Consider the following 22972-nt stretch of genomic DNA (forward strand, 5'->3'; position numbering starts at 1 on the left):
TACATTATGACTTTACGAGTTGTTTCGAATCTTCTAAACGGACGGAAACGAGTTTCGATACGCCAGATTCCTGCATCGTGACGCCATACAGCACGTCCGCTTCTTCCATCGTTCCTTTTCGATGGGTAATGACAATAAATTGTGTCTGGTCGCTGAATTGTTTTAAATATTGGGCGTAGCGATGCACGTTCGCTTCATCCAGCGCTGCTTCCACCTCATCAAGCACACAAAACGGAACAGGGCGCACCTTTAAAATGGAGAACAATAGAGCAATCGCCGTTAGCGCACGCTCCCCGCCGGAAAGCAAGCTTAAATTCTGTAATTTCTTTCCTGGCGGCTGTGCGACGATTTCGATGCCTGTTTCGAGCAGGTCGTCCGGATTCGTCAGGCGCAAATCAGCGTTTCCTCCGCCGAACAGCTGGCGAAACACGTCGCCGAAGTGGGAACGAATATGTTCAAACGTTGATAAAAATCGTTTTTTCATTTCTTGGTCCATCTCGTCAATGACTTGATGAAGCGTTTCTTTTGCTTGCTGAAGATCCGCTTTTTGTTCTGTTAAAAATTGATAACGCTCTGATACCCGTTCGTATTCATCAATTGCGCCTAAGTTCACCGTTCCGAGCTCATCGATCGCCCGTTTAATAAGCTTTACTCGTTTGCGCGCTTCTTGAACGTCCACCGTTAACGGATACGCTTCTTTTGCCGCCTCAAACGAAAGCATATATTCTTCGCGAAGACGGCTTAACAAATTTTCCAACTCTACATCAAGGCGGTTCATCTTGACTTCTTCGTCTTTTACAATATCCGCAAGCTGTTTATGCTGGCGTTTTTTCTCTTTCCATTCCCGTTCCAAATGCTCGAGCTTCGTCTGATATTGCAAGCGCTGTTCACGGCGGCTGGCGATCAGTTCAATCGTTTTTTGCTTATCTTGTGATTTTTTTTGCCGCATTTTCTCTAATTCTTCTTCTCCAAAATGGCTCGAATTCATCTCTTCGATCAGAGAGGCAAGTTCTTGTTTGGACGCCTGCAGCTGTTTTTCTGTATCTGCTAGCTCGTTATGGAGCTGTTCTACTTTTTCTTGAACATTTTTTAGGCGCTGCTGTGTTTCGGCTAGAGCGATTTTTTGTTCCGTCATCGCTGTTTGCAGCGCTTCTTTTGATGTCTGCTCTGTTTGTTTTTGCGCTTGAAGCGTTTCAATCGTCCGATCGATTTCCTTCAATTTTCCTTCTAAGTCGCAAAGCTGTTGTTCAATCACAGCAAGCTTTTCTGTCATCTGTTTTGCTTCTTGTTCATCATTGGCTTTTTCATGGTCGTAGAGAGCAAGACGTTCATTCATATTTTTTTCCTGCAATTGTACTTCGCGCAATTCGCTTTTTACTTCTTGAAGCGCAAAACGCTCCTCCTCTATTTGCTTTCGCAATGCAAGCAATGCCGCTTCCTCTTGATGAATCATTTTCTTCTTCGTTTGTACAAAACGTTCAAGCTGTTCTGTTTTTTGCTCCATTTCATGCAGCTTTGCCGTAATCGTTTCTAATTCACGGTTTCTGCTTAAAAGAGAATTCGCTTTTTTCGCGATTCCGCCGCCAGTCATCGCACCGCCCGGACTAACGACATCTCCATCGAGTGTTACAAGACGGTAACGATAATGAAGCAAGCGCGCTAGTTCATTCGCTCCTTTTAAATCGGTTGTGATAATCACATTTCCAAGCAAATTGGCAATGACCGAACGATAGGCGCTGTCATAATGAATGAGCTCGCTTGCAATTCCGACAAATGACGGATGGTCTTTAATAAGGGCAAGTTGTTCGGAAGAAATTGTTTTCGGCTGCATGACATTCATCGGCAAGAAAGTAGCACGCCCGTAAGCATGCGCTTTTAAGTAATGGATCGCTTTTCGCGCTACTTCCTCATTTTCTACAACGATATGCTGCATCGCGCCGCCGAGAGCGATTTCCATCGCCGTTTCGTAGCGGTCAGGCACTTGAATCAATTCGACGATGGCTCCATGAATGCCCGGAAACTGTGCACGTGCTTTTAATATTTCTTTTACTCCTTGGAAAAAGCCTGCATAGTCTTGCTGCATTTCCTCAAGCATTTCTTTGCGCGACTTCGTTTGTTGCAAATATTGGTACGCTTGATAAAGCATGGATTCTTTCTTTTCCAAATCGGCTTTCATCGCCGCAACTTCGTTTGTTTTTTGCTGCAAGAGCCTTTCCTTTTCTTGCAGCGTTTTTTCCATTTGTTGACGCTTTTGGTCTAGTTTTGCGTATTGCTCTTCGAGATATTTGCGCTCGTCTAAATATTTTCGGTTTTCTTCGGCAAGCGCTATTTGTTTTGCCTGTAATTTTTCTAGCAGTGTTTGCAAATGGGAGCGCTCATTTTTTAGCGAAGCTTGTTCATGAACCAGTTCGATATAATCGCTTTTTAACTGCTCGATTTTCTCTTCGACGTTTGCGTCATAGGCTGAAAGAGACGCTTGTTTCTCTTTTAGTTCCGCTTGAATAGTAGAAACGGTCTTCTTTAACTGAGCAAGCTGTTCTTTCTCATGCTTTAACGTTAGCTCGAGGCGTTCCTTTTTTTCGGAAAGAGATGAAATTGTATCTTCGAGCTGCTTTTTATATTGAACGGCATTTTTCTTTCGCTCTTTTAATACTTCTTTTTTCCCTTCGAGCTTTTCCAATTCTTCGCTCGCAACGAGCAATACTTGCTGCAGGCCGTCAATCGACTCATCAAGCGCCGTAATATGATCGCGAAGCTGTTCGATTTCCGCTTCCTCTTTTTGCAATGTGGAAGATAGCTGTATCTCTTCGTTTTGGTGCTGGGCAAGCAGTTGCTTTAGCGATGTCCATTGCTGATGCAATTGTTCAATGTCATGCACCATCAGTGCTACTTCAAATCTTTCGAGTTCATCGCGTTTTTCTAAATAATCTTTCGCGATGGATGCTTGCATTTTCAGCGGCTCTAGTTGTTGTTCTAGTTCATGTAAAATATCGCTGACACGGTGCAAGTTTTCTTGCGTTTCCGCAAGCTTATTTTCCGCTTTTTTCTTGCGGATTTTATACTTTAACACACCGGCTGCCTCTTCAAAAATGGTCCGTCTTTCTTCTGGCTTGCTGCTTAAAATTTCCTCGACGCGACCTTGGCCAATGATGGAAAAGGCTTCTTTTCCTAACCCAGAATCCATCAATAGATCTACAATATCTTTTAAACGACACGGCTGTTTATTAATGAAAAATTCACTTTCTCCCGAGCGGTAAACACGCCGCGTAATGCTGACTTCTTGATAATCGAGCGGCAAAAATTGATCTTCGTTGTCAAGAGTGATCGTCACTTCTGCCACATTCAGCGGTTTCCGGGAATCACTCCCAGCAAAAATAATATCTTCCATTTTCGCACCGCGCAACGACTTTGCTGACTGCTCGCCAAGCACCCAACGAATCGCATCGGTTATATTGCTTTTTCCGCTCCCGTTCGGACCGACAACCGCCGTCACCCCGGGAACAAATTCAATGGATACTCGATCAGCAAATGATTTAAATCCGATAATATCCAACCGTTTGAGGAACATTCATACCCGCCTCACAATCTTTCCTATGTCTGTACCATCACTATAACATAAAGAACCGAAAGAAGGGCTGACTATATTGGAGAGCCAGCCCCTTATTCTTTTCCTATTGTTTTTAATTTTTGCAATGCCATTTGTGCTGCATGTTGTTCTGCTTCTTTTTTTGACTTTCCGATTCCGATGCCAAGTGCCTGTCCATTTAACGAAACGCGAGAGACAAATTCTTTATTATGTGCCGGTCCTTTTTCTTCTAAAATGCTATATTCAAGCACACCGATGCCATCGCGTTGAACGAGTTCTTGCAATTGGCTTTTAAAATCCATCACATGAGAAAAAGCACCTTCATCAATTTTTGGGAAAATCGTTTGTCCCAAAAATTGCATGACCGCATCCATTCCTTGGTCTAAATATAGCGCACCAATGAATGCTTCGAATACATCAGCCAACAGCGCTGGCCTTGTTCTCCCCCCTGTCAACTCCTCCCCTTTTCCTAAAAGCACGAGTTCACCGAATGATAAGGCATTGGCAAATTTGACAAGCGATGGTTCACATACAATGGCCGCGCGCAGTTTTGTTAATTCTCCTTCACTCATATGCGGAAATTTTTTAAACAAATATTGCGAAACGGTAAGCTCAAGCACCGCGTCACCTAAAAACTCGAGCCGTTCATTATCTTCATGCGGCCGTCTCCGATGCTCATTCACATACGATGAATGGGTAAAAGCCTGAATAAGAAGTTTTTCATTCGTAAAAAAAATGCCGATTTTTTTTTGCAGTTCCTTAAATTTCGCTCGCCTTTTTTCATTTATTCGTTCTTTATCTTTTGGTTTCGACATACATAAGGCCCTCCGACTTCATTCCACACAAAAATATATATAGAAAAAGCAATGTTTTATCCTTCCTTATTATATCCGTTCATCCGTACGTTACACTGATAAAAAGCATAGAAAGCCCCGCTTTTGTAACGGGACTTTTCTATACGATATTACATGTGGCTTTTTATGTAGTTCACAGCATCTCCTACTGTGACAATTTTTTCAGCCTCTTCATCAGAAATTTCCATATTAAATTCATCTTCTAATTCCATCACAAGCTCTACGATATCTAGAGAGTCTGCCCCTAGATCATCTTTGAAAGAAGCATCCAATGTAACTTGGGATTCTTCGACACCCAAGCGGTCGACGATAATTTTCGTAACACGCTCTAACACGTCTGCCACCACATTCACCTCCCTTCATGATTATAGTAGATTCAGCTAGAAAATACTAGCGGATATTTCAAAAACATATGATTTTACATGACCATTCCGCCGTCGACATGAAGCGTTTGCCCTGTCATGTAGCTAGCGGCATCCGATACAAGGAATGAAACGACTTTCGCAACATCTTCCGGTTCGCCGAAGCGGGCAAGCGGAATTTGTTTTAACATTTCCGCCTTCAGTTCTTCACTAAGACGGTCGGTCATATCGGTTGTAATAAATCCAGGAGCAACCGCATTGACGGTAATGTTGCGGCTCGCAAGCTCACGGGCTGCTGTTTTCGTTAACCCGATGACGCCAGCTTTTGCGGCGACATAGTTTGCTTGTCCCGGATTTCCGCTGACGCCGACGATAGAAGCAATGTTCACGATGCGTCCGTACCGCTGTTTCATCATCGGGCGTGTCACTGCTTTCGTGCAGTTAAACACCCCTTTTAAGTTAATATTCATCACGTCATCCCATTCTTCTTCTTTCATGCGCATTAATAAATTATCGCGGGTAATGCCGGCATTGTTCACTAAAATATCGATGCGCTCAAATCGTTCTAATACCGCTTTGACCATCTGATCAACAGCTTCGGCATTAGATACGTCCGCTTGAATGGCGAACGCTTCCCCACCCATATTTTTAATTTCTTCGACAACTTCATTCGCTTTCGCTTCATTGCCGGCGTAATTGACCGCTACTTTTGCGCCTTGACGCGCCAGCTCCAATGCAATCGCCCGGCCGATGCCGCGCGATGCTCCCGTGACAAGCGCAACTTTTCCTTGCAACATCGTTTATTCTCCTTTCAATGCCGCAACGGTCGCTTGTAAAGACTCAAGATCGTTCACTGCGTACACGCTCACGTTGCGGTTAATTTTTTTCACAAGTCCTGACAGCACTTTCCCCGGACCGATTTCAATAAATGTATCTACTCCTAAGCCGATCATCATTTCTACCGATTGTTCCCAGCGTACAGGAGAATACAATTGCTCGATTAATAGACGCAAAATCTCTTCTTTTTTCACGACCGGCTGTGCAGTAACGTTTGAAATAACAGGAATTTCAGCATCACGAATCGCAATGGTGTTTAGCACATCCTGCAATTTGCTTGCTGCCGGTTTCATAAGGGAAGAATGAAACGGACCGCTCACCTCAAGCGGAATAACCCTTTTTGCTCCTCGCTCTTTCGCAAGCTGCCCGGCTTTTTCTACTCCCGCTTTTGAACCGGAAATAACGATTTGCCCCGGACAGTTTAAATTCGCCAGCTGTACTGGATCGCCTTGTTCCGATACTTCTTTTGTCACCGCTTCAAGCGCGGCCGCATCCATTCCCAGCACCGCGGCCATCGTTCCTTCTCCTGCCGGCACCGCTTCTTCCATAAACTCCCCGCGTTTTCTTACCGCATACACCGCATCGGTAAACGAAATCGCTCCCGCCGCCACAAGCGCCGTATATTCTCCTAAACTATGGCCAGCGACGTAATCCGCCGTAATGCCGGCTTCTTTTACTTTTTCAAGAAGCGCAATGCTCGTCGTTAATAAGGCCGGCTGTGCGTTGTACGTTAAAGTCAGCGTTTCTTGCGGCCCTTCAAAAATAAGCGAAGAAAGCGAAAAACCAAGACGTTCGTCCGCGGACTGAAACACCGCAGCGATGTTGGCGTCGCTTTGTGCGACGTCTTTTCCCATACCTACCGTTTGCGACCCTTGTCCTGGAAAAATAAAAGCAATTTTCCCCATATGTTCCACTTCCCTTATGAATGATTTTGTTCAATCGCTTCTTTTATTGTAGTGATGATATCGTTCGCTACCATTTCCCGCGCCTGACGGACGGCGTGAAAGATGGCGTTCGCATCAGACGAACCGTGCGCTTTTACGACGGGAGCATTTAGCCCAAACAGCGCAGCCCCTCCGTATTCCGAATAATCCATCGTTTTTTTCAAATCCATTAATTTCGGTTTCAAAACAGCTGCCGCTAATTTGCTTAAAAAACTGCTTGTTAATGCTTCTTTTAACATAGAAAAAACGGAAATAGCCGTACCTTCAATCGTTTTTAATGCAACGTTGCCAGTAAAACCATCCGTGACAACCACATCGGCGACGCCTTGCAATAAATCGCGCGCTTCTACGTTGCCGATAAAATTAAGATCGGTTTCTCGCAAAAGTTGGAACGCCTTCTTGGCAACATCGTTTCCCTTTTGGTCTTCTGTTCCAACGTTTAACAGGCCGATGCGCGGGCGTGGAATTCCCCGAACTTTTTCCGCGTACACCGCTCCCATTAAAGCATATTGCAACAGATGTTCCGGACGGGCATCGACGTTTGCTCCGACATCTAAAAACAAAAACCCTTCGCCGCCAATCGTCGGAAGCGTTGGTGCTAATGCAGGTCGATCAATCCCCGCGATTCGTCCGACGACGAATAGCCCTGCCGCCATAAGCGCGCCCGTATTTCCCGCCGATATACAAGCATCAGCGCGTCCTTCTTTCACTTCTTCGGCCATTAACACCATGGACGATTGTTTTTTTCTTCTTACCGCCCGCACTGGTTCATCCGTTGCTTCGATCACTTCATTGGTATGAATGACAGTGATCCGTTCGTCTGATGTAAGATAAGGGCGAATTTTGCCCTCGTCTCCGAATAGAGTAATATGTACATCTGAAAAGTGCTGAACGGCCTTCATCGCCCCGAGAACGATTTCTTTTGGGGCATGGTCTCCTCCCATCGCATCAATTGCTATTTTCATTGCTGTCTCCATCCTTTTTTTCGCGATTTGATCGATACATTTCAAACGTTCCGGAAAAGACAAGTTCTTGCCCGACGTAGCTGTTTACTTCCACAATCGTTCGTCCGTTCTCTTTTTCGCCGACCACTTTTGCTTTCGCTACCACTCGTTCATTTTCTTTCACTTGTCTTGTAAAGCGAATGTTCGCTTTTGCTGTCAATGCAAGCTCATCGTTGATGACGGCAACAGCAAGTGAATTGGCTTGGGCAAATAAATGATGACCGCGCGCAATACGATTCCGCTTAAACACATGTTCTGATTTCACATCGAAAATAGAAATGGCGCTATGGTCGGGCTCAATATCGATAATTTCCCCGATTACTTCCTCAATCGGAAGCGACCTGACTTTATCGGCCAGCGATTGCTGCGCGACATGTTTAATTCGCTCACGCAGTTCAGGTATCGACAACTCTAAACGGTCTAAGCGGATCGTTTGAACGCTGACGGAAAATTTTTCAGCTAATTCCTCATCGGTAATAAACGGATTTTCTTGAATCGTTTCTTGCAAAAGCCGTTGTCGTTCCCGTTTGCTTTTTCGCATCTATTTACACCGTCCACTTCTATGACTAGGTACTAATAGTAGTATATAATCTCAAAAAAAAGATTGCAAGCAAAAAAAGTGGTTTCATTCTTTAGTGAAAATGGCGAAAACAGCTCCGTATCAATCTAATTTTTCGCCATCTAGCACACCGGATTCTTGTAAATAAAGACGCAGCCATTGATACGGCTCATCGCGCCAAAAAGCAGTAGATTGAACTAATTTTGCCGCATCGTTGCGCGCTACTTCCAGAATGCGATAATCATGTACGACGTCTCCAAATTTAAATTCAGGCATACCACTTTGTTTGGTGCCAAAAAAATCACCAGGGCCGCGCAACTGCAAGTCTTTCTCTGATAGAACAAATCCGTCTGTCGTTTCCGTCATAATGCGCATTCTCTCTTTTCCTGTTTCTGATTTTGGATCAGCAATTAAAATACAATATGATTGCTCATCACCGCGGCCGACCCGACCGCGCAATTGATGCAGCTGTGCCAGCCCAAATCGTTCCGCATCGTAAATCACCATGACAGTGGCGTTCGGGACATTTACGCCAACTTCCACAACCGTAGTAGAAACTAACACTTGCACACGATTTTCGCTGAACGCTTTCATTACTTCCTCTTTTTCCTCCGAAGAAAGCCGTCCGTGCATAAGGCCGATATGATATTTCCCTTTGTAATAATGTGTCAACATGCTATGAACATCAATTGCATTTTGCACATCTAATTTTTCCGATTCTTCAATGAGCGGACAAATGACATATGCTTGGCGTCCTTTTTGAATTTCTTTTTCGATAAAATCAAGAACGCGTTCAAACATATGGTGTTTTACCCAATATGTCTGCACTTTTTTTCTTCCGGCCGGCATTTCGTCGATCACCGACACATCCATTTCGCCAAACGCAGTAATGGCAAGCGTTCGCGGAATTGGTGTCGCCGTCATCATCAACACGTCAGGCGATTGCCCTTTTTCGCGCAAAATCCGGCGCTGTTCCACTCCAAACCGATGTTGTTCGTCTGTAATCACCAAACCAAGCTGCTTGAAATTTACTTCTTCTTGAATAAGTGCATGTGTCCCAATAATAATGTCAATATCTCCACAAGCAAGCTGTTCTAAAATTTCCTTTCTTTTCTTTCCTTTCACAGAACTTGTTAGTAACGCCACCGCTACATTGGTTGATGCGAATAATGTTTGCAATGACTGCGCGTGCTGCTCCGCTAGAATTTCCGTCGGCACCATTAGCGCTCCTTGATAGCCGGATAGAACGGCAGCATATAATACAATCGCCGCAACGACCGTTTTTCCCGAACCAACGTCTCCTTGAAGAAGGCGGTTCATACGGTATGGGGATCGCATATCCGCTAGTATTTCATGAACAACGCGCTGCTGTGCTTTTGTCAACGAAAATGGAAGCTGTTGGATGAAGGCATGCAATTTTTCCTCCGAAAACGAATGGGCGATTCCTTCCGAATATTCTCTTTGCACTTTACGAAGAGCATGAATTTTTAATTGAAAAAGCAAAAATTCCTCGTATACAAGCCTCCGTCTCGCCTGCTTCAATTCCTCATGAGAACGTGGAAAATGGATCGCCCGAATCGCTTCCTGCTTTGAAATAAGCCGGTACGTTTGCCGTATCGATAGCGGGAGCGGATCCACGATTGCTTCGCCGTATTGCGTTAAAGCCAACTTGATAAAACGACGCATTCCTTTCACTGTGATGGATCCACGAACCGAGTAAACAGGTTCAATTTCCCGCTTTTGCGGCAGCGATCCTAATTTCAATTCATATGCCGTAATCATTTGACGGTGTTGATCCCATTTTCCAATGACTGTAACAGTATCGTTAATGGATAATTTTCCTTTTAAATAAGGACGATTGAAACAAACGACGGTGATTAAATACCGTCCCACAAGCAGACGAAATGTTAAGCGCGATTTTTTTTTCGCATAATAGGTAAGAGAAGGCTCGCTATGAACCTTCCCTTCGACTGTTACTTTTTCGTCGTGTTTTACTTCCGCTAAATCTTTTATCTCATAATCTTCATAGCGGTATGGAATATGCATAAACAATTCCTCGATCGTTGTAATCCCCATTTCTCGAAGCGCTTCACTTGTTTCTTCTCCAATTCCCTTTATTGCTGTAACAGGTTGTTGCAACTCACGATTCACGGCTATTAGCTGAAACGCCGAAAATTTTTGCCGCTAAAGCGCGGCCGGTCGGCGTTGCTGCTAACCCTCCTTCTGCAGTTTCTTTCAATGCAGTTGGCATTGTTTCACCGATGCGAAACATCGCTTCAATGACCTCATCACATGGAATGCGGCTTTTAATACCAGCAAGCGCCATGTCTGCTGCTACCATCGCATTTGCCGCTCCCATCGCATTTCGCTTTACACATGGAACTTCGACAAGACCAGCGACAGGATCACATACTAATCCTAACATATTTTTTAAAGCGATCGCCATCGCTTCCGCTGCTTGGCTCGGCGTTCCCCCGGCAAGTTCGACTAACGCTGCCGCCGCCATTCCCGCGGCTGAGCCGACCTCCGCTTGACACCCTCCAGCCGCGCCAGAGATGGAGGCGTTATTGGCAACAACAAAACCGAATGCCCCCGCTGTAAATAAAAATTCAATCATCTCTTCACGCGTCGGCTTTAATTTTTCTTTTACTGCAAAAAGCGTCCCCGGAACAACTCCGGCGGAACCCGCAGTCGGCGTCGCGCAGATGACGCCCATTGCCGCGTTTACTTCATTTGTCGCCACCGCTTTACTAACGGCATCTAAAATCGTTTCTCCTGATAAAAAATTCCCTTGTCTGATATATTGTTGCAACAACACCGAATCCCCGCCAGTGAGCCCCGATCTGGAGACAACGCCGGCAAGCCCTTTTGCAACCGCTTGTTCCATTACTTGCAAGTTTTTATCCATTTGCGCAAAAATTTCTTCACGGCTTCTCCCCGTTACTTCTATCTCTTGCCGAATCATTACTTCGGCAATTTTAATGTTTTGGCTTTCCGCCAATTGCACAAGTTCAGCAACGTTGCGAAACATCATGATGCGGCCTCCTTTTTTGCAAACGCTTACGCTAATCCGCAATGTTTGTTACTTGGATAATATGCGGCAACGCTGTCAGTTCATCAATCACTGTTTGATCAATCGGCTGATCTATTTCAATGGTCATCAACGCTTCTTTTCCTTTTTCTTTCCGTGACACTTCCATATGTCCAATATTAATCGCATATTTCGCTAAAACATTCGCCACCGACGCGATCGCCCCGTACCGGTCATTATGCATAATGAGCAATGCCGGATGATGGCCAGACAACTTCAACTCAAATCCGTTTAACTCGATAATCTCGATTTTTCCACCGCCAATGGAAATACCGACAAGTTCTAATTCCCCTTTTTCATCTCCAATGCGCACTCTCGCTGTATTAGGATGATGAGGAATCGCATCTTCTTCATAAAAAGTGACTTCCATTCCTTCTTGTTTCGCAATTTCAAGCGAATAAGGAATTCGCTCATCAAATGTATCAAAATCAAGAAGGCCACCAACAATGGCTACATCGGTTCCATGCCCTTTATACGTCTGCGCAAAAGAACCGTAAAAGGAAATATGTGCCCATTTCGGTTTTCTGCCAAATAAGCTGCGCGCCACTCTCCCGATTCGCGCCGCTCCTGCTGTATGCGAACTAGATGGTCCAATCATAATTGGTCCGATAATATCAAAGACGCTTTTATATTTCACATTTTCACTCCCTTAATATTACAATAAAATAGAAGGGGAACTCCCCTTCTACTATTCTAACATAATTTATTCAACAGAAAAGATAAATGGATATAACGGCTGTTTTCCGTTATGCACTTCCAATTCTACGTCCGGATATGTTTCCTCAATATAAGAAACAATTGCTTCGACTTCCTCTTCTGTTGCTTCTTCCCCATATATCATTGTAACGATTTCACTATCTTCATCAATTAGCGTATTAAGCAGCTGCTTCGTCACCGAAAGCTTATCTCTTTCCGCCGCAACGATTTTATTATCAGCAAGACCCATATAATCGTCTTTTTCAATCTCCACCCCATCGATCGTTGTATCCCGTACTGAAAACGTAACTTGTCCTGTTTTGACACGCGACAAGGCGACCGTCATTGCTTTTTCATTTTGTTCCTCAGAAAGTGATGGATTAAACGCCAGCAATGCCGACATCCCTTGAGGGACTGTTTTCGATGGAATGACGATCACCTTTTGGTTGACGACGGTCGCAGCTTGTTGTGCTGTCATAATAATGTTTTTATTATTTGGAAGCACGAATACTGTTTCTGCGTTAATGCTTTCAATTGCTTTTACGATATCCTCCGTGCTCGGGTTCATCGTTTGGCCGCCTTCAATGACAACGTGTGCGCCGATGCTTTTAAACAGCTCGGCAACGCCGGATCCCATCGCTATTGTCACAATTCCATATTTCTCTTTTTGTTTCGCCTTCGATGCGCTCGAAGCAGCATTGCGTTCTTGATTTACTATATTTGCGTGCTGCTGGCGCATATTTTCAATCTTAATGTTTATTAAACTTCCGTATTTTTGCCCGTATGTCAGCACTTCGCCTGGCTGTTCTGTGTGAATATGCACTTTTACAAGTTCATCATCAGCAATGACTAATAATGAGTCACCGAATCGGCTTAAATCTTGACGAAACGCTTCTTCAGAGAATGGATGTTTTTGCAATTTATCTCGTTCAAACCGTACCATAAATTCGGTACAGTAACCAAACTCAATTTCATCCGTATCGATATGGCTTTGTGCACTTTTATGATGTTCAGCATTGATTAATTCTTGCATCGAGACTTCTATAGGCTTTCGATCAGCAACATTTTCCCCTTTTAATGCGCTCAAAAATCCTTCATATACGTAGACAAGCCCTTGACCGCCGCTATCGACAACCCCCACTTCTTTTAATACCGGCAATAATTCAGGTGTGCGTTGCAAAGACGCCTTCGCTTCCTTCACTACCTCTTCCATCACAATGGCAATGTCTTGTTCTTTTTTGGCGACTTCTACCGCCCGCTTCGCCGCGTCTTTCGCTACGGTCAGTATCGTGCCTTCCACCGGCTTCATTACCGCTTTATAAGCGGTGGTGACACCTGCTTCAAGCGCAGCAGCAAATTCCGCACTATTAATTTCTTTTTTCGCTTCCACCGCTTTCGCAAAACCACGAAACAATTGCGATAAAATCACTCCTGAATTTCCGCGTGCTCCCATCAATAGCCCTTTTGCTAATGCGCTGCCGACTTTTCCAATATGATCAGAAATATTATTTTTTACTTCCTTTGCACCAGAAGTCATCGATAAATTCATATTCGTGCCTGTATCGCCATCCGGAACCGGAAAGACGTTCAGCGCATCGACCGCTTTTGCATTGTTGGATAAATGCGCCGCTCCTTGAAAGACCATTTCTGCAAACAGTCTTCCGTCAAGTATCCTAATTGTCACCTACTAACTCCTCCTTACTACGGATTCGTTACACGAACCCCTTGAACATAAATATTAATCGACTGTACGGAAAGCCCTAACATTTGATCAAGCGTATATTTCACTTTTGTTTGCACGTTATGGGCAACTTCAGAAATTTTCGTTCCATAGCTAACAATAATGTACATATCGATATGCACTTCCCCATTTTCTTCTCGGACAATCACACCTTTAGAAAAGTTTTCCCTCCGCAAAATTTCAGAAATTCCGTCTTTAATTTGATTTTTCGATGCCATTCCAACGATTCCGTAGCAATCGACCGCAGCGCCCCCTGCAATCATCGCAATGACATCATTGGAAATTTCGATTCTCCCGTATTTTGTTTGCAATTCAATGGACATGACAGTTCCCCCTTTGGAATTGTTCGCATAGCTACAGTCATTGTACTATAACGCTCTGCTTTTTAAAAGTTCTCCCATCGCCCACTAGTATTATTTAGCCGAAAATAAAAATATATGTCAAGGATATTTTCTTGAAAGATAAAACATTCATATATTGAAATCTAACCGTTTGTATGATAAATTATAATAGTGTTTTTTACAACTGAAAGCGGTACTAGTAAGGAGGGAAAAAAGATGGCAAAATGCTTTGTGACAGGAAAGAAAAAATCTTTTGGTAATTCACGTTCACACGCGATGAATGCAAATAAACGCACATGGAAAGTAAACCTTCAAAAAGTTCGTATTTTAGTCGACGGAAAGCCAAAACGTGTATGGGTGTCTGCCCGCGCGTTAAAATCTGGAAAAGTGCAACGTGTGTAATTTACACCGCATAATAAAAAAAGCACCAAAAATTGGTGCTTTTTTCTTATCCCTTTTTAAAGGAATTTAACATGGCACGCACAATTCCACCGAGAAATTTTGGTAATTTAATGGTATAAAATTTCATTCCGATCCCCTCCTCACAGCCATCGTAACGAGCTTCCTTCATCATAAGTATATTCGTTTGACTTTAAATCGTACCTACGAATAGACGCCTAAATCGCTGCTTCTTATCATCATTAATATGCCTTCGGAAAATGAAAAAGTACCAGAAGATTGGATAAGTTCGTTACTAATACATAGTGTCGAACCTCGAAAAATATGACTATTTGTTAGCGGATATTTAAATCCATCCAACGTCATTCCTTTAATATCATTGGAAATCGGAATGTAAGAAACGTATCGATATCGTTCATCGTAAAAAACGGTGTACGTGCCTGGAAGATGGACAGTCACAATATTTTGTCTGTCGATCATCTCAATCGGTTTCCCTGCGTATTTGATCAGCAATTGAACATTGCCAAATAAATGGTCAAGGCGTCCGCCGGTTGCTCCAAAAATGCGGATTTTATCTGCTTCTTGCTGCACCGCCCAATCAAGCGCAATTTCCATATCGGTTTTATCTTTTTCCGCCGGCCATATATCAAGATCATCGAGTGTTTTTTGTAGTAATATAATCTCTTCCGTCGTCATGGAGTCAAAATCGCCAAACGCTTTTATCGGCCGGATTCCCGCTTCAAGCAGCGTCTTTGTTCCACGATCCACCCCGATCCATCGTACATGTTCTCCATCGTAACTAGCTAAAGAGGGAAGATGTTCACTCGGTCCGCCGCCGACAATATGAATAAACATACGTTTCTTCCTTTCTTGCTTACTCTAAAGCGGAAGGTTATACACCTTCCGCCTCATTTTCGCCACGAATGGCACGAATCGCCGCAGCACGGTCACGTTCATTATAAATAGCAGAACCAGCAACAAGCACGTTTGCCCCAGCCTCCATGCATAGGCGGGCTGTTTTGGCATTAATCCCGCCATCTACTTCAATTTCTACAAATCGTCCTCTTTCTTTCACCAGTTGCGCAACTTGTCGAATTTTTGGCAATACAGATGGAATAAATTTCTGTCCTCCAAATCCTGGATTAACTGTCATCAATAACACTAAATCAACATCATCGATAATATGTTGAATCATTTCTACCGGCGTATGTGGATTTAAGACAACTCCGGCTTTTACTCCTTGCTCTTTAATTAAATGAATCGTACGATGCAAGTGTGGGCACGCTTCCACATGAACGGATAAATAATCCGCTCCCGCCTTTGCAAAAGCAGGAATGTATCGGTCAGGCTGCTCAATCATTAAATGAACATCTAAAGGAAGCTTTGTAATGGGACGAATCGCTTCGACAATTAGCGGTCCGATCGTAATGTTCGGCACGAAATGGCCATCCATCACATCAACATGAATGTAATCGGCTCCACCTTGTTCCACGTCACGGATCTCCTCAGCAAGCCGCGCGAAATCGGCGGATAAAATCGATGGTGCAATTTTTACCATAGTTAATACCTCGGCTTTCGTTCTTTAATTTCTTCGACAAAACTCATGTAATTCTCATATCGATAAGAAGGGATTTTACCCGATTCGACCGCTTCTCTCACAGCGCATTTTGGCTCCGCGATGTGCAAACATCCGCGGAATTTACATTCCTCGCTGCGCTCACAAAACTCTGGAAAATAAAGCGGCAGCTCTTCCAATTCTATATCATCAAGCTCTAATGCACTAAAACCTGGCGTATCAGCAACAAGGCCGCCGCCAATTTCCAACAATTCTACATGGCGGGTTGTATGTTTTCCACGTCCTAAATGTGTAGAAATATCATTGGTTTTTAACTGCAAATCCGGACGGAGCGCATTTAAAAGCGAGGATTTCCCGACGCCGGATTGCCCAGCAAAAACGGAAATATGCCCTTCTAAATATGAAAGCAACTGTTCTACTCCTAATTTGGTGATGGTTGACGTTTCAATGACATCATAGCCTATTTGCCGATAATCACGAATATATTGTTCCATTGTTGGTTTTGTCTGGTCGTCCACTAAATCCATTTTATTCACGACAATAATCGGACGAATATGTTTGGATTCGACAAGAACGAGAAAACGGTCGAGAAGTCTTGTGCTAAAATCTGGCTCCACTGCCGAAAACACTAAAATCGCTTGTTCTACGTTAGCGATTGGCGGACGAACGAGCCAGTTTTTTCGTTCGCGTATATTCATAATATATCCTTCTGTTTCGCTCGTCGCCTGAAACTCGACATGATCCCCGACAAGAGGAGTAATTTTCTGCTTTCGAAATACTCCTCTGCCTCGGCATTGAAACACCTTTCCTTCCGATAATACATAATAAAATCCGCTTAGCGCTTTAATAATCTTTCCTTCTGCCATAGCCTCACTCCTTTGTGACATTGTTTGGATATGGAATTGTTCCTTCATCCTTTACTACATTGTTTACAATGACACGATAATACGCCGTTTCCTTATATGGAATTTCAAATTCCACCGTCTCCGTTACCGGTGCGGTCAGACGGTATGTTTTATACGGCGTTGTCATATTATGTTTGGCATCTTGAATATATAATTGCGCTTCCATCACTTGTCCTTCTTCTTCCGGTTCATATGGAATTTCAATATCTTTTATCACCGTTTTCACAGGAAGCGTCTCCTTGCCGCGTGAAATAATTACTGTAATGGTATCGCCTTTATCTACTTTTTCATTGGCTGTAGGTGTTTGAGAAATAACGAGCCCTTCCGGAACTTTATCCGAATATTCGTATTTTACCTTCAAGTACAACTGTTGATCATCTACATAATCACGCACACTCTTTTCTGTATATCCCGTCAAGTCTTTCAACATAATTTTTTCCGGACCAAGGCTGACAGTGAAAATCACTTTTGTTTCTTCAGGAATGACTTTATCTCCTGCATAAGGAAATTGATCGATAATGGTACCAGGAGGCTTGTCGCTATAACGTTCATTGCGTGTAACATTCATAAAATTTTCGTTTTTCAGCTGTGCTTCCACTGTTTCGATATCTTCGCCGATAAAATCGCCAAACTCTACTTTCTTTTTACCGATGCTTTTATAAATAATAACAGCAGATCCTTCCTTTACCATCATTCCTGCTTCCGGTTTCGTGCGTACAACCTTTCCTTCTGCGATTTCGTCATCCTCGACGTCAATCGTATCTTTAATCTCCAATCCTAGCGATGATAACTTTTCGACCGCCTCATCATAATCTTCATTGACGACATTCGGCATTGTCACTTCTTTCGGAAAAATCAAATCGGGAATCCACGTAACAGCGCTCACCCCCGCTGCTGCAAGAAATAAAAATAACGCAGTAAGCCAAACAATCCATTTTCGCTTTTTCTTCGGTTTTGTTTCTTTTTTCTCTTCTTCCTTTTTTTCTTCGTAAACAATGGTTTGCTGCTCCAGCCCGGCGCTGACAAGGCTCTCTCTAATAACAGGAATCGCCTTTGTCGGTTCTTCATCATCGGCAGGAATCATAAATTTTTGCTCATTGACGCGTTCCGGATCTAAAGCCGTGCTGATATCCTCATTCATTTCCCTTGCCGAACGGTAACGATAAAACGGATCTTTCGCCGTCGCTTTTAAAATAATATTCTCGACACTTTGAGGAATACTAGGATTCCATGCTTTTGGAGAAGGAGTTTCCGCCTGCAAATGTTTGAGCACAATCGATACGGCAGACTCTCCAGAAAAAGGGAGCCGCCCTGTTACAAGCTCAAACATGACAATTCCTAGGGAGTAAATGTCGGATTTTTCTGTCGCAATTCCGCCTCGCGCTTGTTCGGGGGACAAATAATGAACAGAGCCAAGCACCGAATTTGTTTGCGTAATCGTAGTAGAACTACGGGCAACGGCAATCCCGAAATCAGTTACTTTTACATCTCCATTCTCATCAATTAAAATGTTTTGCGGCTTAATATCCCGATGAATAACCCCGTTTTCATGAGCGTGCGCAATCGCTGATGTTAATTGCTCCATAATATGAAGCGCCTTTGGAACCGGGAGGGGGGCGTGCTGATGAATATATTGTTTTAATGTATACCCGCGCACATACTCCATGACAATATAATAAATGCCTTCATCTTCTCCAACATCATAAATGGTGACAATATTTTCGTGATTCAAACTCGTTGCCGCCTGTGCTTCGCGGTGAAACCGTTTGATAAACTGTTCATCATTGGCAAAATCAAAGCGCAATACTTTTACGGCGACGTCGCGGTCTAAAATGATATCTCTCGCTAAATAAACATTTGCCATCCCACCGCCGCCAATTAAACTAATAATTTTATAGCGATCATTTAACCGTTTGCCGATGAGCATGCGGATCACCTACTTTCACGTTCCAATGAAAAATCAATAATTGCCAGCGTAATATTGTCTTCCCCTCCATGTTCATTTGCCAAGTCAATTAGCGCTTGCGCCTTGTGCTCGAGCGAGTCGTCTGATGTCAAAATATGTACCATCATTTGTTCCGATACTTTGTTTGACAAACCATCCGAACATAAAAGCAACATATCATGCTCATCGATGCTGATTGTCTTCATATCCAATTTCACTTCTTTTTCCGTGCCGAGCGCGCGCAACAAAACATTTTTACGCGGATGGTGTTCTGCATCTTCCTTTGAAATTTGCCCCGTTTTCACTAATTCATTGACGAGTGAATGGTCTTCCGTAATTTGCTGAAATCCATTTTTATTTAAAAGGTAACAACGGCTGTCGCCAATATGGCCGACCGTGACAAACTGGTCAGTGCAAATCGCACTGACAATCGTTGTCCCCATTCCTTGGCATTCCGTATGCTTCAAGGAATGCTCGAATAAAATCCGGTTCACAGCCGCTACATGATCTTTCAACCATTGCTCTGCTATATCTGGAGAAGAGATGTGCTCTGACTGTTCCCATTCTTCTTTTAAATAGGAAATCGTCATTTCACTCGCAACATCGCCGGCGCGATGTCCCCCCATCCCATCTGCAACAACCGCCAAATAATGCCCGTCTTTATTTTGAAAAACTCCGCCGCTGTCTTCGTTGTGAGCCCGAATTTTACCAATGTCGGTTTGAAAAACGACTTTCATTATTTCACCTCGTCTCTTCTTTTCGCTCCTTCGCGCGAAGCTGCCCACATGCTGCGTCAATATCGTGTCCGTGTTCGCGGCGAATCGTAACATTGATTCCATGTTTTTTTAATGCGCGTTCAAACGCAAAAATTTGGTCGCGCGGCGTCCGCACATAATTTCGTTCCGGCACATAGTTTACCGGAATTAAGTTAACGTGGCATTTCAATCCTTTAATGAGCTCGGCTAGCTGTTCCGCATGTTCGATTTGGTCATTGACTCCGCCAAACAATCCGTATTCAAACGTAACGCGTCGCCCTGTTTTTTCAATGTAATAACGGACAGCATCCATTAATTTTGGAAGCGGATATGCTTTATTGATCGGCATTAACTTCGTGCGCAGCTCTGTCGTCGGGGCATGCAGCGAAATCGCAAAATTCACTTGCATTCCTTCATCCGCAAATTGGTAAATTTTCGGGATGATCCCGCTTGTAGAAACGGTGATATGTCGTGCACCGATGTTCAACCCTTTTGAATGGTTGACGATTTTCAAAAATTTTATCAGCTCATCGTAATTGTCAAACGGCTCGCCGATTCCCATGACGACAATGCTGCTTACGCGCTCTCCTTGTTCATCAAGCGCTTTTTGTACTTTTACGACTTGCGCTACAATTTCTCCTGCTTCTAAATGACGCTTCAATCCGCCAAGCGTCGAAGCGCAAAATGTGCAGCCGATGCGGCAGCCAACCTGTGTCGTTACACAAATGGAATTTCCATAATTGTGACGCATCAACACTGTTTCAATCGAATATCCGTCATGAAGTTCAAACAAAAATTTAATGGTGCCGTCTTTTGATGTTTGTTTCACTAATGTTTTTAATGTTGTAATATCGAAATGTTCGCTTAGTTTTTCACGTAACGTTTTCGGAAGGTTGGTCATCTCAGAAAAATCGGTTGCCCGTTTTTGATATAACCATTCATATATTTGCGTGGCACGAAATGGTTTTTCTCCTTGCTCGATGATCCAATCTTTTAACTGTTCGAACGTAAGTGAATAAATCGATGGATTGCGTGATACTGTTTCTTCTTTTTTCTGTTTTGCAATATTCGTCTGTTCCAACGAAGCTACACCTTCTTTCGTAATGATGCGATAAAAAATCCGTCCGACCCAAAATAATGTGGAAGAAGATGCAGTTGCCCGTTGTGAACGTATGGTTGTACTTTTTCGGGCAACCGCAGTTTCATCGTTTCATCTGGTGAAAATTCTGGGTGATCGTCTAAAAATTGAGCAATGACCGCCTCATTTTCATCACGGTCAATCGTACATGTGCTATATACAAGCGTACCGCCCTTTTTTAACAATGGCGCAACTGCGTGCAAAATTTCACGTTGCAACGCCACAAGGGAAGGAATATCTGCTTCCGTTTTTGCATATTTAATATCTGGTTTGCGGCGGATGACGCCAAACCCCGAGCACGGGGCATCAACTAAAATTTTATCAAACATCTCCCGCTCAAATACTTCGCCTAAACGTCTGCTATCAAGCACACGCGCAGAAATATTCGTAAGCTGCAGTCGTTTCGCATTCTCCTCGATTAAATTCACTTTATGTTCATGAATATCCGCACATATTACTTGTCCGGTGTTGTTCATTAACTCTGCGATATGGGTGGATTTTCCGCCCGGCGCAGCGCAGCTGTCAAGAACACGCTCATGTTCTTTCGGCCCAAGCGCCCGCGCCACTAACATCGAACTTTCATCTTGAATCGTAATCCATCCGCGGCGAAACGCCTCCGTGTGCGCAAGATTTCCTCTTTTCGCTTGAATCGCTTCCTCTGCCACCTCGCCGCGTACCACTTCCATTCCTTCTTGCTTAAGCTTATCCATTGCTTCCTCAACAGTTATTCTTGCAGTATTAACCCTTGCCGTTTGCTTTGGTGGAAGCAAGTTCGTTTCACACATCCGTTTTGTTTCTTCAAGTCCGTATTGCTCGACCCAGCGCTTGACAAGCCAGTGTGGATGGCTTGTCGCAACGGCTAGCCGCTCCACTTCATCTTCAATTTTCTCGAGTGACGGCACCCCTTGACGTAAAATAGCGCGCATCACCCCGTTAACCAGCGAAGCGACCCCTTGATGACCTCGTTTTTTCGCGATTTCCACCGCTTCGAAAATCGCGGCGCGGTCAGGGATACGGTCTAAATACAGTACTTGGTAAAGGGTCAAGCGAAGAAGCACGCGGACCCACTGCTCTAGTTTGCGCGCTTTTTTCAAAAACGGAGTCAAATAATAATCGAGCGTATCACGGCGCTGAATCGTTCCGTATACGATTTCCGTCAACAGCCGGACATCTCTTTCGGAAAGACGGCGCGTCTCAATCATTTTATTTAATAATAAATTGCTGTACGCTTCTTTTTCTTCGACAGCCAACAATGTTTCCAAAGCGACTTCTCGTACGTTTTTAGCTTTCATGTTCATCTCCTAGCTTCATTCCAATAGTGAGATGGGCGCCGGCGCCGCGCAAAAATTGTGCCGCATTCATCCGTTTTTTCCCCGCCGGCTGCAATTCTGTAATTTTAATTGCCGTTTCATTGCCGGTCGCAACAACAATTCCATCCTGTACGATATCAATAATCGTTCCGGGTTCTGCTTTTTTCGGAGCCGGAACTTTTTCTCCCCACCAAACCTTCCATACATTTCCGGCAAACGTTGTATATGCAACTGGCCACGGGTGCAAGCCGCGTATATGGTTATAAATGTCTTCTCCCGGCTTTGTCCAATCAATCTTTTCTTGTTCGCGTTTAATATTATACGCATATGTTGCTTTTTCATCGTCTTGTTTGATTGGAGTTAATTTTCCAGCTACTAATTGCGGAATCGTTTCTGATAACAGTTTTGCCCCAGCAATGCTTAATTTATCATGAAGCGTGCCAACCGTATCGGTTTCGGTAATCGGTACTTCCACTTGTGTTAAAATATCGCCGGCATCGAGCTTTTCCACCATATACATAATCGTGACGCCTGTTTTTGTCTTTCCTTGCAAAATCGCATAATGAATCGGAGCGCCGCCACGCAATTCCGGAAGCAATGAAGCATGGACGTTAATGCAGCCGTATTTCGGAGCATCGAGCAATGCTTTCGGCAAAATTTGGCCAAACGCCGCTGTCACAATTAAATCTGGCTTGAACGCCAACACTTGTTCATATTGTTCTTTTTCACGAATTTTTGTCGGCTGCAATACCGGAATTCCGTGTTTTTCCGCTTCCACTTTGACAGGCGGCGGTGTCAACTCCTGCTTTCTTCCTTTCGGTTTATCCGGCTGTGTAACGACGGCAGCAATGTTATAGCCATCTTCTATTAGCTGCTTCAATATAGGAACAGAAAAATCCGGTGTTCCCATAAACACAACTTTTATCATC

At 43.8% G+C, this 22972-nt stretch carries 22 protein-coding genes; 1 reads left to right on the plus strand and 21 read right to left on the minus strand.

Translation table 11 applies throughout. From position 1 onward, the window contains the following. Positions 1-4: 4 nt before the first annotated feature. The 12 genes from smc to FNL97_RS11930 all read right to left on the minus strand — a co-directional run bounded on the left by smc (position 5) and on the right by FNL97_RS11930 (position 13997). Positions 5-3568, minus strand: coding sequence for a chromosome segregation protein SMC (gene smc, locus FNL97_RS11875; protein WP_143415850.1), 3564 nt, complete (start codon positions 3566-3568; stop codon positions 5-7). Between the two features lie 92 nt (positions 3569-3660). Next, complete coding sequence (gene rnc, locus FNL97_RS11880) at positions 3661-4401, minus strand: ribonuclease III (protein ID WP_062678236.1); 741 nt, start codon at positions 4399-4401, stop codon at positions 3661-3663. A 149-nt stretch (positions 4402-4550) separates the two neighbouring features. Continuing rightward, a complete protein-coding gene (locus FNL97_RS11885; RefSeq protein ID WP_003251806.1) occupies positions 4551-4784 on the minus strand; it encodes an acyl carrier protein in 234 nt (77 codons plus the stop codon). Between the two features lie 74 nt (positions 4785-4858). Continuing rightward, positions 4859-5599 carry a 3-oxoacyl-[acyl-carrier-protein] reductase gene (gene fabG / locus FNL97_RS11890; protein ID WP_015863414.1) on the minus strand — a complete coding sequence of 247 codons (741 nt, stop codon included), beginning with the start codon at positions 5597-5599 and terminating at the stop codon, positions 4859-4861. 3 nt (positions 5600-5602) lie between these two features. Beyond that, complete coding sequence (fabD, locus tag FNL97_RS11895) at positions 5603-6544, minus strand: ACP S-malonyltransferase (protein WP_015863413.1); 942 nt, start codon at positions 6542-6544, stop codon at positions 5603-5605. Between the two features lie 14 nt (positions 6545-6558). Continuing rightward, positions 6559-7548 (minus strand): phosphate acyltransferase PlsX, encoded by a 990-nt coding sequence (plsX, locus tag FNL97_RS11900; protein ID WP_062678237.1) that lies wholly within the window; start codon positions 7546-7548, stop codon positions 6559-6561. After that, positions 7532-8128: a transcription factor FapR gene (gene fapR, locus FNL97_RS11905; protein ID WP_015863411.1), complete on the minus strand. Its 597-nt coding sequence runs from the start codon at positions 8126-8128 to the stop codon at positions 7532-7534. Before fapR ends, plsX begins: the two co-directional genes overlap by 17 nt. A gap of 120 nt (positions 8129-8248) precedes the next feature. After that, complete coding sequence (gene recG / locus FNL97_RS11910) at positions 8249-10297, minus strand: ATP-dependent DNA helicase RecG (protein ID WP_062678238.1); 2049 nt, start codon at positions 10295-10297, stop codon at positions 8249-8251. Then, the gene (gene sdaAA, locus FNL97_RS11915) at positions 10287-11177 is read right to left on the minus strand and encodes an L-serine ammonia-lyase, iron-sulfur-dependent, subunit alpha (protein WP_041269848.1); all 891 of its coding nucleotides are present in this window, start codon (positions 11175-11177) and stop codon (positions 10287-10289) included. The genes recG and sdaAA overlap by 11 nt, the downstream gene beginning before the upstream one ends. Before the next feature lie 34 nt (positions 11178-11211). Then, positions 11212-11874 carry an L-serine ammonia-lyase, iron-sulfur-dependent subunit beta gene (sdaAB, locus tag FNL97_RS11920; protein ID WP_015863408.1) on the minus strand — a complete coding sequence of 221 codons (663 nt, stop codon included), beginning with the start codon at positions 11872-11874 and terminating at the stop codon, positions 11212-11214. Positions 11875-11940: 66 nt separating this feature from the next. Then, a complete protein-coding gene (locus tag FNL97_RS11925) occupies positions 11941-13617 on the minus strand; it encodes a DAK2 domain-containing protein (protein WP_143415851.1) in 1677 nt (558 codons plus the stop codon). 17 nt (positions 13618-13634) lie between these two features. Further along, a complete protein-coding gene (locus FNL97_RS11930; protein ID WP_015863406.1) occupies positions 13635-13997 on the minus strand; it encodes an Asp23/Gls24 family envelope stress response protein in 363 nt (120 codons plus the stop codon). Positions 13998-14231: 234 nt separating this feature from the next. Here FNL97_RS11930 and rpmB point away from each other — a divergent pair, with 234 nt between their 5' ends. Further along, entirely contained in the window at positions 14232-14417 is a 186-nt protein-coding gene (gene rpmB / locus FNL97_RS11935) for a 50S ribosomal protein L28 (RefSeq protein ID WP_015863405.1), read from the plus strand. A 46-nt stretch (positions 14418-14463) separates the two neighbouring features. Here the strand turns inward: rpmB and spoVM are convergent, their stop codons facing one another. From spoVM to fmt, 9 genes are all read right to left on the minus strand, one after another. Then, positions 14464-14544: a stage V sporulation protein SpoVM gene (spoVM, locus tag FNL97_RS11940; protein ID WP_003394991.1), complete on the minus strand. Its 81-nt coding sequence runs from the start codon at positions 14542-14544 to the stop codon at positions 14464-14466. Between the two features lie 74 nt (positions 14545-14618). Then, a complete protein-coding gene (locus FNL97_RS11945) occupies positions 14619-15269 on the minus strand; it encodes a thiamine diphosphokinase (RefSeq protein WP_062678240.1) in 651 nt (216 codons plus the stop codon). Between the two features lie 37 nt (positions 15270-15306). After that, a complete protein-coding gene (rpe, locus tag FNL97_RS11950) occupies positions 15307-15972 on the minus strand; it encodes a ribulose-phosphate 3-epimerase (protein WP_015863403.1) in 666 nt (221 codons plus the stop codon). 2 nt (positions 15973-15974) lie between these two features. Beyond that, positions 15975-16856: a ribosome small subunit-dependent GTPase A gene (gene rsgA, locus FNL97_RS11955; RefSeq protein WP_062678241.1), complete on the minus strand. Its 882-nt coding sequence runs from the start codon at positions 16854-16856 to the stop codon at positions 15975-15977. Positions 16857-16860: 4 nt separating this feature from the next. Next, a complete protein-coding gene (pknB, locus tag FNL97_RS11960) occupies positions 16861-18822 on the minus strand; it encodes a Stk1 family PASTA domain-containing Ser/Thr kinase (protein ID WP_143415852.1) in 1962 nt (653 codons plus the stop codon). A 5-nt stretch (positions 18823-18827) separates the two neighbouring features. Then, positions 18828-19577, minus strand: a complete 750-nt coding sequence (locus tag FNL97_RS11965; protein WP_015863400.1) for a Stp1/IreP family PP2C-type Ser/Thr phosphatase — start codon at positions 19575-19577, stop codon at positions 18828-18830. Between the two features lie 4 nt (positions 19578-19581). Next, positions 19582-20661 carry a dual-specificity RNA methyltransferase RlmN gene (rlmN, locus tag FNL97_RS11970; protein ID WP_373467267.1) on the minus strand — a complete coding sequence of 360 codons (1080 nt, stop codon included), beginning with the start codon at positions 20659-20661 and terminating at the stop codon, positions 19582-19584. A 20-nt stretch (positions 20662-20681) separates the two neighbouring features. Next, entirely contained in the window at positions 20682-22025 is a 1344-nt protein-coding gene (rsmB, locus tag FNL97_RS11975) for a 16S rRNA (cytosine(967)-C(5))-methyltransferase RsmB (protein WP_143415853.1), read from the minus strand. Continuing rightward, positions 22015-22971 carry a methionyl-tRNA formyltransferase gene (gene fmt / locus FNL97_RS11980; RefSeq protein WP_143415854.1) on the minus strand — a complete coding sequence of 319 codons (957 nt, stop codon included), beginning with the start codon at positions 22969-22971 and terminating at the stop codon, positions 22015-22017. The genes rsmB and fmt overlap by 11 nt, the downstream gene beginning before the upstream one ends. Between the last annotated feature and the right edge of the window lies 1 nt (position 22972).

The organism is Geobacillus sp. E263, from assembly GCF_007197795.1.
Taxonomy (GTDB): domain Bacteria; phylum Bacillota; class Bacilli; order Bacillales; family Anoxybacillaceae; genus Parageobacillus_B; species Parageobacillus_B toebii.